Genomic DNA, 11,429 nt, shown 5'->3' on the forward strand with positions numbered 1-11,429 from the left:
CTCAGCGCTCCCGCATCAGCGCCGCCCGGCGGTCGCCGAGGGCGGCACGGCGCATCGCGGCGCGGTCCGCGACCTTGCTCAGCCGCTCATCCGCCTTGCCACGATCCTGGAGATGCGCAGCGAGTGCCGCGACAGTCGGGAAGCGGAACAGGTCGGTGACGGTCAGTTCGGGGGCGACCCGTGATTTCAGCTCCTGATGTGCCTGCACCGCCAGCAGGGAGTGGCCGCCGAGCGCGAAGAAGCTGTCGGAAAGCCCGACCCGTTCGACGCCGAGAATACGCCGGAAGGTCTCGGCGATCTCGCGCTGGATGCCCTCAGCCGGGGCGACATAGGCGGCGGCGCTGCGTTGCGGCTGCTTGTCGGGGGCAGGCAGGGCCTTGCGGTCGATCTTGGCGTTCGGGGTCAGCGGAAAGCTGCCGAGCGTCACGAAATGCGCCGGCACCATGTAGTCCGGCAGGTGCCTGGCGAGATCCGTCCGCAAGCCGGCCTCGTCCAGCGCTGCGCCGGAGAGGCGCAGATAGGCGACGAGGCGGACATCGTCGGCCCGGTCCTCGCGGGCCATGACGACGACCTCGGCGACGCCCGGGAAGCTCGCGATCCGGGCCTCGATCTCGCCGAGCTCGATGCGATAGCCGCGGACCTTGACCTGATGGTCGCTGCGGCCGAGGAAATGCAACGTGCCATCCGCCGTATGGCGGGCGAGGTCGCCGGTGCGGTAGAAGCGGCCCGGGGCGAACGGATTGGGCAGGAAGCGCTCGGCGGTCAGGTCGGGGCGGTTGTGATAGCCGCGCGCCACGCCGTCGCCGCCGATATAGAGTTCCCCCGGCACGCCTGGAGGCACCGGGTGTCCGGCTTGATCGAGCACATAGAGCTGCGTGTTGGCGATCGGCCGGCCGAGCGGCGCTACGCCGTCACCGGCCGCGATGGTCGCGGTCGACGACCAGATGGTCGTCTCGGTCGGGCCGTACATGTTCTCGATGCTGGCCGATGTCACCCGTTGCAGTTCGGCGACCAGCGAGGTGGGCAGCGCCTCGCCGCCGATGAAGAGATGGCGCAACTTGCCGAGCGCATGACGGCTGGCATCGTCGAACAGGAACATCCGCGCCATGGAGGGCGTGCATTGCAGATGCGTGACGGCGTGCGAGGCGACCTCCGCCGCGAAGCCGGATGGCGCCGCGGCAGCGGCCGGCAGCACCTCGCGCGAGCGGGCCACGACCTGCGCCAGCGGCTCGAGATGGGAAAGCACGGTCTCGCCCGACACGCCGAAATCGATCAGGCAGGCGACTTCGTCGACGCCGATCGCGGCGATCTGGTCGATCCGGTGCAGCGCGTCTTCGACCGTTCCGAACAGGCCGCTATCGTCGAAATAGCGCTGGAAGGCGAAATCGAGGATCGTATCGAGCTCGGAGGCATCAAGCCCCTGCAGATCGATCGCCTCGGGATTGGGGATGCCCTGGGGCTTCTTGAAGGCGGGGAAGGCCCAGGCATATTGCTTGATCAGCGCGGTGGCGCTGCGCAGGTAGTCCTTCATCGGCTCGCGCGCCAGTTCGCGGACCTCGTCGCGGTCCGCGCCGACCAGCGTGTGCAACATCAGCGTGACCTTGTAGGCGGCGGGGTCGCGCCCCTCCTCGGCCAGGGTGCGGCGGTAGAGGGCGATCTTGCCGGCGAGTTCCTCGATCGATTGGCCGAGCAGATGGGTCAGCACATTGGCGCCGAGCCGGGCGGCATCGCGATAGGTCTCGGGATTGCCGGCGGTCGTCACCCAGATCGGCAGTTCCGCCTGGACGGGGCGCGGCTGGGTCAGGACGCCGATCTTGCCGCTGCCGAAGTCGAACTCGACCTTTTCGCCGCGCCAGAGCCGGCGCACCACCTCGATGTCGCGGAGCATGCTCGCCTTGTTGTGCGGCGGCGCATTCTCCGGCCGCAGGATGAAATCCTCCGGCATCCAGCCCGAGGCGAAGGCGAGACCGACCCGGCCATTGCTGATGTTGTCGATGACCGCCCATTCCTCGGCGACGCGGGCCGGATGATGTAGCGGCAGCACGCAGCTTCCGGCCCGGATCGACAGGTTGCGCGTCACGGCGGCGACGGCCGCCCCGGTGACGGAGGGGTTCGGATAGGGGCCGCCAAAGGCGTGGAAATGCCGCTCCGGGGTCCAGATCGCCTGGAAGCCATGCGCATCGGCGAATTTGGCGCCCTCCAGCAGCAGCCGGTATTTCGCCGGGCCGGCGCCGTCGTCATTGCCCCAGTAGAACAGGCCGAAATCCAGTGCCTTGCCGGATGCCGACATGCCGCGCCGGACGCTGGCCTCCTGAGTCTCGCCGACGTGGATCACGACCTTGAAGCCGCGCGCCAGCGTCCAGAACAGTTCCAGCACCGAGATATCGAAGGAGATGCTGGTGACGGCGAGCCAGACCGGCTGGCCCTGCGCAGGCAGGGGAATGCGCTCGTCCATGCCGGCGAAGAAGTTCGCGACATTGCGATGCTCGAGCATCACTCCCTTCGGCCGACCGGTGGAGCCGGAGGTGTAGATCACATAGGCGAGATTCTCCGGCGAGGCCGTGTTCGCCGGGCGGTCGGCCCTGCCGCTGGCCTCGACCAGATCCTCGAGGCAGAGAAGCCTGGCGCCCGGCACCGCGAGCGAGCCGCTCAGGGCACGCTCGGTCAGCACCACGGGGGCAGCGGAATCCTCGACCATCAGGGCAAGACGGTCGGACGGAAACAGCGGGTCTAGCGGCACATAGGCGCCGCCCGCCTTGAGGATGGCGAGCGCGCCGACGGCAAGGTCGACCGAGCGCGTCAGATGCAGGCCGACCATGACATCGGGGCCGATACCTTGCGCCCGTAGCGCGTGGGCGGCGCGATTGGCGCGTTCGTCGAGTTCGCGATAGCTCAGGCTGCGGCTGCCATCGACGACCGCCGGAGCGTCGGGCGTCAGATCGGCCTGGCGCTCGAACAGCACATGCATGCAGGCATCGTCATAAGGAAGGGCGGTGGCGTTCCAGTCGCGCAGGACGAGCAGGGTCTCCTCCTCGCTCATCAGCGGCAGCCCGGCGAACGTGCCGGAGCCGCGAAGGAGAGCGGGCGCCAGGACGCTCAGGCGACGGGCGAGCTGTTCGGCAGCGCTGTCCGCGATCCGCGTCCGATCGTAGACGAGCCTGTCGCCTGCGGCGGCCGCGACCAGCGCCAGCGCGCAACTGGTCGGCAGATCGGCGTCGGTGCCGCCTTCGCCCTCGACGAAGCCCGCCGTCAGGTGCGGGATCGCCAGGCCGGGGAAGCGCTGCGGCAGATCGAGGAGATAGCTGCCCCGTTCGCGGCTGGCGGCAAGGGTGCTGGCACTGCGCTCTCTGAAATCCGCGACGGAGATGCCGGCCGGCGCCTGGCAGTCGAGCGGAAGGCTGTCGGCGAAATAGCCGGGGAACTGTCGGGAGAGCGCAAGGCTTTGCCCATTCGCCCAAGCAATGGAAACCTCGTCCTGGCCGGTCAGCCGCAGGATGGTGGCGGCGAAGGCGGCGAATTTGTCATCGGGCGAAAGCTCTTCCGGCAAGGCAAGCGGCAACGACGCGATGTCGGGCCGAAGCGCCGGCGTCCAGGGCTTGACGTCGATGAGATCGGCATCACGCGCAGCGGCGAGGCCGGCCCGGATCGAGGCCTCGTTCCGGGCGGCCCGGGCGGCTTCGGCGTTCAACCGGCCGGCGTCGAGGCTGTCTGGCGCCGGCAAAACCATGCCGGCTGCGAGCTGGGCCGCAAGCGCGGCACCGTCGCTGCTGCGCCGGGCCCGGATCACCACGGGATCGGTCCTTGTCGCCACGGTGACGTCGTCACCGGAGACAGAGAGCACGGTTCCAGGATCGCCCCGGCCAGCATCAGGAGCGATCGCCAGCGAAGTGACGGTGTAGGCGCCATCGGGGCCGAGGAGTTTCGGCGTGAGCAGCGGATTGGCATAGCCGTCGCCGAAATCGAGGGCCCTGACCAGGCGGTCGAGCTCCACGGCCGCTCGTTCGAAGCGCAGGGTGCCGGCGAGATCCGGGCGCTGGTACCGGCCATAATAGCTGCGCTCGCCAAGCTGCTGCGGCCAGCCGGTCAGGGTGTCGCTTTCGATCCTGTCCCAGAGGGTCGTAAAGGTCGCGATGCCCGCCTCGAAACAGCGGCTGTTCAGCGTCAGCGCGGTCTCGCCCGGTTCGATCTCGAAGAGCTGCTGTTCGTAGATCAGGCCCTCGTCGACACGGGAGGCGATGGCGTGCCAGGTGACACCGTGGCGGGTCTGTCCTTCGAGGATCGCCCAGGCGGGAGCGTTCAGGCCCGCATAGCGCGGTAGCGGGCCGTCATGGAAATTCGCCGCTCCGGCCTTGGCCTTGCGCCAGACGGCGTCCGGGATGATCCGCAGATTGGCGATGCTGAACAGCCAGTCGTATTCGACGCCCGCCAGCGTCTCCTCGAGTTTCTCGCCCCAGGGCGCTGTCCTTATGCCGTGCTGGTCCGCATAGGAGCGGATGGCGGGGTTCTCCGAGACGATCTGCGCGATATGCTGATCGTTTCGGCGCAGAATCTCGGCGCACTGTACAAGAAGCAGCTCATTGCCGATCAGGACGTTGTTGAAACGGTGTTTAACCATATGCCTGTCCCAGCCTCCGGAGTTCCGCCGTCTCTGATCTTGAGTGTCAGATGATATGAGTCGACGATAATGTCATGGCGCCGGATTGCCATAGAGTCCCAAATCTCTGGTTAAACTCGTCGATGACGTTGTGCCTTTCAGGCAGGATCAGGGTGGTTACCCAAATGTTATGGTCGTTCGATTTAACGACCTTTTCAATTTTCGATGTTACGTGGCGGGTTCGACGCCATCGGGCGGGCCGAGCAGAGAAGACGCGCCCGGTCGGGCGGCTATCGACGCGAGCGGCTCCGCCGCGCGGATGTTCTGTCTCTACGCCAAGGCGAGATCAATGCTCGATTCCAGCGACCAGAGCTCCCCGAACGACATCGCCATTGTCGGCATGGCGCTGCGCGTTCCAGGGGCGCGCAATACCCGCGAGTTCTGGTCGAACCTGCGCGAGGGCGTCGAGTCGATCCGCGATGTCTCGGAAGAGGAACTCTTGGCGGGCGGCGAGGCGCCGTCGCGGATACATGCTCCCAACTATGTGCGGCGCACTGCCGAACTGCCGGACATGGAGATGTTCGACGCGGATTTCTTCGGCCTCGGGCCGAGGGAGGCGGCGATCATGGATCCGCAGCATCGGCAGTTCCTCGAATGCGCCTGGGAGGCGATGGAGGACGCCGGGCGCGTGCCGGATTCCGACTCCGGGCCGGTCGGTGTCTTCGCCGGCTGTGGCATGGGCTCCTATTTCTATTTCAACCTGTGCAGCAACCGGCAGCTCGTCGATCAGGTCGGCATGTTCCTGCTCAGGCATACCGGCAACGACAAGGATTTCCTCGCCACCCGCGCCTCCTTCGCCTTCGACCTGCACGGCCCCAGCATCAATGTGCAGACGGCCTGCTCGACCTCGCTCGTCGCCGTGCATCTCGCCTGCCAGAGCCTGCTCTCCGGCGAATGTGAGATGGCGCTCGCCGGCGGCGTGACGATCGAGCTGCCGCATCGGCGCGGCTATCTCCATCAGGAGGGCGAGATCCTGGCGCCGGACGGGCATTGCCGCGCCTTCGACCACCGGGCCGGCGGCACGGTGTTCGGCAGCGGGGTTGGTGTCGTCGCCTTGCGCCGACTCTCCGACGCGATTGCGGATGGCGACGTCATCCATGCCGTGATCAAGGGCTCGGCGGTCAACAATGACGGCGCCAGCAAGGCGACCTATCTGGCGCCGAGCGTTACCGGCCAGGCCGAGGCGATCATTGAGGCACAGGGCCTGGCCGGCGTTTCCGCCGATTCCATCGCCTATGTCGAATGCCACGGAACCGGCACCTTTCTCGGCGACCCGATCGAGATCGAAGCCCTGACCCAGGCCTTCAGACAAAGCTCGGAGCGGACGGGCTTCTGCCGGATCGGTTCGGTCAAATCGAATATCGGCCATCTCGACACCGCCGCCGGCGTGGTCAGCCTGATCAAGGCGGCGCTCGCGGTGAAGCATGGCGAGATTCCCGCGAGCCTCGGCTTCGAGAAGCCGAACCCGGCGATCGATTTCGCGCGCAGCCCGTTCATCGTCAACGACCGGCTGACGGCCTGGCCGCGTAGCGAAGGGCCGCGCCGAGCTGCGGTTAATTCGCTCGGCGTCGGCGGGACCAATGCACATGTCATCATCGAACAGGCGCCGTTCGCTCAGCGGCAGGCCCAGCGGCAGGGCCAGGAGGCCACGGAAGGCGCCGAGCCGCAGCTCTTCCTGCTCTCGGCCAGGAATCGCAAGCTGCTCGATCAGGCGATGCTGCAGCTTGGCGACGAACTTGAGCGCAGCCCCGAGATCTTGTTGGCGGACGCGGCGCTGACCCTGCATGCCGGACGCAAGCATTTCGAGCATCGTCGCGTGCTGGCCGCCCGGGGGCGCGCCGAGGCGGTGGCGCTGCTGCGCGATCCCCAGAGCAGGCGGGCCTTCAGCCACACCGCCATCGAGGCGGTTCGAGGCGCGGTCTTCCTGTTTCCGGGGGGCGGGGCGCAGCATCCCGGCATGGCTCGGCAGCTCTATCGCGAAGATGCACGGTTCCGCACCGATATCGATGAGGCGCTCTCGGCGCTGAAGCCGGAGGCGGCGGCCGAGATCCGGCGCGTCTGGCTGGATTTCGGGACGGATGCGGCTCAGGCCGCCGCTGCCTTCCTGCGGCCTTCACTGCAGCTTCCGGCGATCCTTGCCGTCGAGGTCGCCGTCGCGCGCCATTGGCTCCGGCAGGGCGTCTCGCCGGTCGCGCTGATCGGCCATTCCATGGGCGAGAACGCGGCCGCCTGCATCGCCGGCGTGATGAGCCTGCGCGATGCGATCAATCTGGTGCGCCTGCGCGGCGAGCTGTTCGATACGGTCGAGGCCGGCGGCATGCTGAGCGTGCCGCTTTCGGCCGCGGCGCTGGCGGCGCAGCTCCCCGCCGATCTCGATCTCGCCTCGGTCAATGCGCCCGAACTCTGCGTCGTCTCCGGCCGCAATCACGATCTGGAGGCGTTCCAGGCGGTGCTGCGCGAGAAGGGCATCGAAGCCTCGCGCATTCCGATCGATATCGCGGCGCATTCGCGCATGCTGGAGCCGATCCTCGGGCGCTTCGAGAGCTTCCTGCGCGGCATCGCGCTGAATGCGCCGGCAATCCCGATCGTCTCGAACCTGACCGGCCTCTGGCTGACGGAGGCGCAAGCGCGCGATCCGCTTTACTGGGTGCGCCATCTGCGCTCGACCGTCGAGTTCGGCAAGGGCGTGGCGCTCTTGGCGGCGGAGCCCGGCCATGTCTTCATCGAGGTCGGGCCGGGGCGGGTCCTGTCCTCGCTGGTCAAGATGCAGCCCGGGATCGACGCTAACCAGGTGATCAACAGCCTGCCGCATGCCGAGGAGGAGGCGGATGACCGCGGCCACCTGCTTGCGGCGCTGGGCCGGGCCTGGGCGACCGGGTTCGACCTGCCGCTCGGCCGGCTCTGGGAGGGCGGAGGCGCGCGGCGGGTCTCGCTGCCGACCTATCCGTTCCAGCGCCAGCGTCACTTCATCGAGCGGAGCATCACGGCTTCGGTGGGCGAGCCCGAGGAAGAGGTTTTGCGCAAGCTGCCGGACCTCGCCGATTGGGGCTATCGGCCGACTTGGCGGCAATCCAGCGCCGATTTCCTGCTCGGTGTCGACAAGGCGCCGGCCTCGTTTCTGGTCTTTCTGGACGATGCCGGGCTCGGCGGTCCGCTCGTGGCGCAATTGCGTGCGGCCGGGCATGGCGTGTGCACCGTTCGGGGCGGTGACGCTTTCGCCCGGCACGCGGCCGACGAGTACAGCCTGTGCCCGGAAGATGGCCGGGCGGGCTATGATGCGCTGCTCTCCGGGCTTGCGGCCGATGGGCCGCTGCCCGGCAGGATTCTGCATCTCTGGCTGGTGACCGCCGACGAGGCCCATCGTCCCGGCTCGAGCTTCCTCAACCGCAACCAGGAACGCGGCTTCCAGAGCCTGTTCCATCTGGCCCAGGCGCTCGGCGATGCCGGCTTCGCCGAAGGGCTCCAGATCACTGTCGTCACCAACGGCATGCAGCGTGTCGGCGACGAGCCGTTGCCCTATCCGGAAAAGGCGACGGTGCTTGGCCCCTGCCTGATGATCCCGAAGGAAATGCCGGGCGTCACGGTGCGCCAGATCGACCTGCAATTGCCGGAGCGCGCGCCGACGGGCCGCGGCCAAAGGCTGCGCGGCACGAGCGGCGCGGCGGATGCCTGGGAGGGGCTGCGGATGCAGCTTCGCGAGGATCTCTTCGCCGGTGCCGGTTCCGAGATCGTGGCCTATCGCGCTGGGCGGCGCTGGACGCGCGCCTATGACGGGCTGGCGCTGCCGCCGGTGGCGGACGGGCGGGAGGGGTTCCGGCAGGGCGGTGTCTATCTGATCACCGGCGGCTCGGGCGATCTCGCATTGGTGATGGCGCGCGAACTGCACGCGCGCTTCGGTGCGAGGCTGATGCTGGTCGGCCGTTCGGCCCTGCCGCCACGGGCGGAATGGCCGCTCCATATCCGCTGCCGACCCCGGCACGACCGGATGCGGCGGGTGATCGAGCTGATCGCCGCGGTCGAGGCCGAGGGCGGCCGGATCGCCTACCGGAGCGCCGATGTCGGCAATCCCGAGGAGATGGCGGGCGCCCTGGCGGAGACGGTCGAGAGGTTCGGCGCGCTCAACGGGGTGCTCCACACGGCCGGGCTCGTCGATGACGAGTTGATGCAGGTGAAGACCCTGGAGCGGGCCGAGGCCGTCCTGGCGCCGAAGCTGCACGGCACCATCGTACTCGACCAATTGTTGCGCGACGTGCCGCTCGAGCTGTTCGTGCTGTTCTCCTCGACCAGCACCGACACAGCCCCGGCCGGTCAGGCCGATTATGTCGCGGCCAATGCCTATCTCAACGCCTATGCCGAAAGCCGGGCCGGCATGGCGGGGCGCAGGACCGTCGCGATTCATTGGGGCGTCTGGAACGAGGTCGGCCTGGCGGCGCGCGCGACCGCGGCCCAGGCCGCCGGACCGGCCGAGATCGTGGCGTCGGTTCCGGCGAAGGGGCCTTTCTTCACGCATTGGGTAGAGGATATCGACGGCGTCTCCTGGCTCGAGACCGAACTCGCCGCCGCCACGCATTGGCTGCTGGACGAGCATCGCATGCTCTCGGGCGAGGCGGTTCTGCCGGGTACCGGCTATGTCGAGATCATCGCCCAGGCGCTGCGGGAATACGGGATCGAGGGGGCTGTCGCCATCCAGGATCTCGTGTTCATGCGCCCGCTGACGGTGCCGGATGGCGAGCGGTTCTCGTTGTGCGTCAGGCTCGCGCCCGAGGCGGAAGGCTATCGGCTGGAGGTCAGGGCCGGCCGGGCCGGGGAGGACGAAGCCGGCTTTGCGACCTATGCCGAGGCCAGCCTTCGCACGCTTCCCGCAGCGGCGGTCGTGATCGCCGATCTGGAGGGGACGGCCGCCAGGTGCACACGCGTCGAGCAGGCCAACGATATGCAGGCCCTGCGCTCGGTCCAGGCCGGCCATTTGCGTTTCGGGCCGCGCTGGCAGGTGCTGCGCGCGACCGCCTTTGCCGAAAGCGAGGCCTTCGCGACGCTGAGCCTGCCGGAGGCCTATCGCGCCGACCTGGAAACGGTGCTGATCCATCCGGCGCTGCTCGACATCGCGACCGGTTTTGCGATGCAGATTGCCCCGGACTATGCCGCTTCCGGCGTGCTCTGGGCGCCGATGTCCTATGGCCGGATCGCGCTGCTGACTGCCTCCCTGCCGGCCGGGATCAGGAGCCGGGCCCGCCGCCGCGACGATGCCGGGCTCGGCCAGGGCTATGCCTGTTTCGACGTGACGATCACCGATCCGGAAGGACGGGTGCTGATCGAGATCGAGCGCTTCGTGATGAAGCGCCTGGATGACGATCTCGGCCTGCTCGCGGCGCGGGCGCGTCCGGAAGCGGGGGTGCGGGCGCAGCAGCGTGCAGCGGCCCGGCCGGCGGCCCTGCAGCTTGCCGCGCAGGTCAGCCAGGGCATCCTGCCGCAGGAGGGCTTCGAGGCCATGCGCCGCGCGCTGGCTACCGGCGAGCCGCAGCCCGTGATTTCCTCGATGGAGCTGGAGGCGCTGCGCCGCCGTGCTTCTCAGCCGCCGCGTGCCTCTGCTGCCTCGGGCGAGCATTTCGAGCGCCCTGAGCTCGACAGCGACTATGTCGAGCCGCGCAACGAAATCGAGCGGACGCTGGCCCGGTTCTGGGCCGAACTGCTCGGCGTCGAGAAGATTGGCGTCGAAGACAGCTTCTTTGATATCGGTGGCCATTCGCTGATCGCGGTCCGGCTGTTCAGGATGATCAAGCAGGAGTTCGCACTCGACCTGCCGATTTCCGTGCTGTTCGAGGCGCCGACCATCGCCGCCTGCGCTGCGCTGATCGCGGAACATTGTCCTGACGCCGGCGACGGACCGGTCGCGGCGAAGGTCCCGGAGCCAGCTGGGACACGCCTTCATCTTGTGACGATGAGCGCGGGCGGCAATGGGGCGGGGACGCCGCTCTTCCTGTGCGCGGGCATGTTCGGTAATGTGCTGAACCTGCGCCAGCTCGCCATGCATCTGGGAGCGGACCGCCCGGTCTATGGTCTGCAGGCACGCGGACTCTATGGCGACCAGGAGCCGCACGAAACCTTCGAGGACGCGGCGCGGGACTATCTTGCTGAGGTCCGCACGGTGCAGCCGCATGGTCCCTATCTGCTGGGGGGCTTTTCCGGTGGCGGCCTTGCCGCTTACGAGATGGCGCGCCAGTTGCGGGCGGCGGGCGAGGAGGTCTCACTGCTCGTCATGCTCGATACCCCGCTGCCGTTCCAGGCACCGCTCGCTATCCAGGACAGGATCCTGATGAAGCTGCAGGATCTGCGCCGCCATGGTTTTTCATTCCTGGGCAACTGGATCCGCGAGCGCGTCAGATGGCGGGAGGAACAAAGCCGTAAGCGCGAGGCGGCCGGCAATGAGGCGATGGGAGCCCAGTTCCACAATATCCGGATCGAAGCGGCCTTTCGCGCGGCTCTCACCCGCTACCGCCTGCTTGCCTATGACGGATTTGTGCTCCTGCTGCGGCCGAAGCTGAATATCGTCTATCGCCTCAGCGGCGGGCGCCGCCTTCAGGAAGGACGCAACGAGGCCATTGAGGACAATGGCTGGACGCCCTATGTCGCCGAACTGCAGGTTCAGGAAGTTGCGGGCGACCATGACAGCATGGTGCTCGAGCCTTTCGTCCGCGTGCTTTCGAGCCGGATGCGTTCGGCGTTGGCGGAGGCGGATATGGGCCGGGTTCTGCTGCGCGATGCGGCGGAATAGGAG

2 protein-coding genes are annotated in these 11,429 nt (G+C 67.9%); one reads left to right on the plus strand and one right to left on the minus strand.

Features of this window, described 5'->3' with window-relative positions:
* Position 1: 1 nt before the first annotated feature.
* Positions 2–4,615 carry a MupA/Atu3671 family FMN-dependent luciferase-like monooxygenase gene (locus tag AC3RCC_RS07245; RefSeq protein ID WP_492258019.1) on the minus strand — a complete coding sequence of 1,538 codons (4,614 nt, stop codon included), beginning with the start codon at positions 4,613–4,615 and terminating at the stop codon, positions 2–4.
* A 169-nt stretch (positions 4,616–4,784) separates the two neighbouring features.
* Here AC3RCC_RS07245 and AC3RCC_RS07250 point away from each other — a divergent pair, with 169 nt between their 5' ends.
* Positions 4,785–11,426 carry a type I polyketide synthase gene (locus AC3RCC_RS07250; protein ID WP_492258020.1) on the plus strand — a complete coding sequence of 2,214 codons (6,642 nt, stop codon included), beginning with the start codon at positions 4,785–4,787 and terminating at the stop codon, positions 11,424–11,426.
* Positions 11,427–11,429: the final 3 nt, after the last annotated feature.

The organism is Allobosea sp. GW823-FHT01F03 (assembly GCF_058798075.1).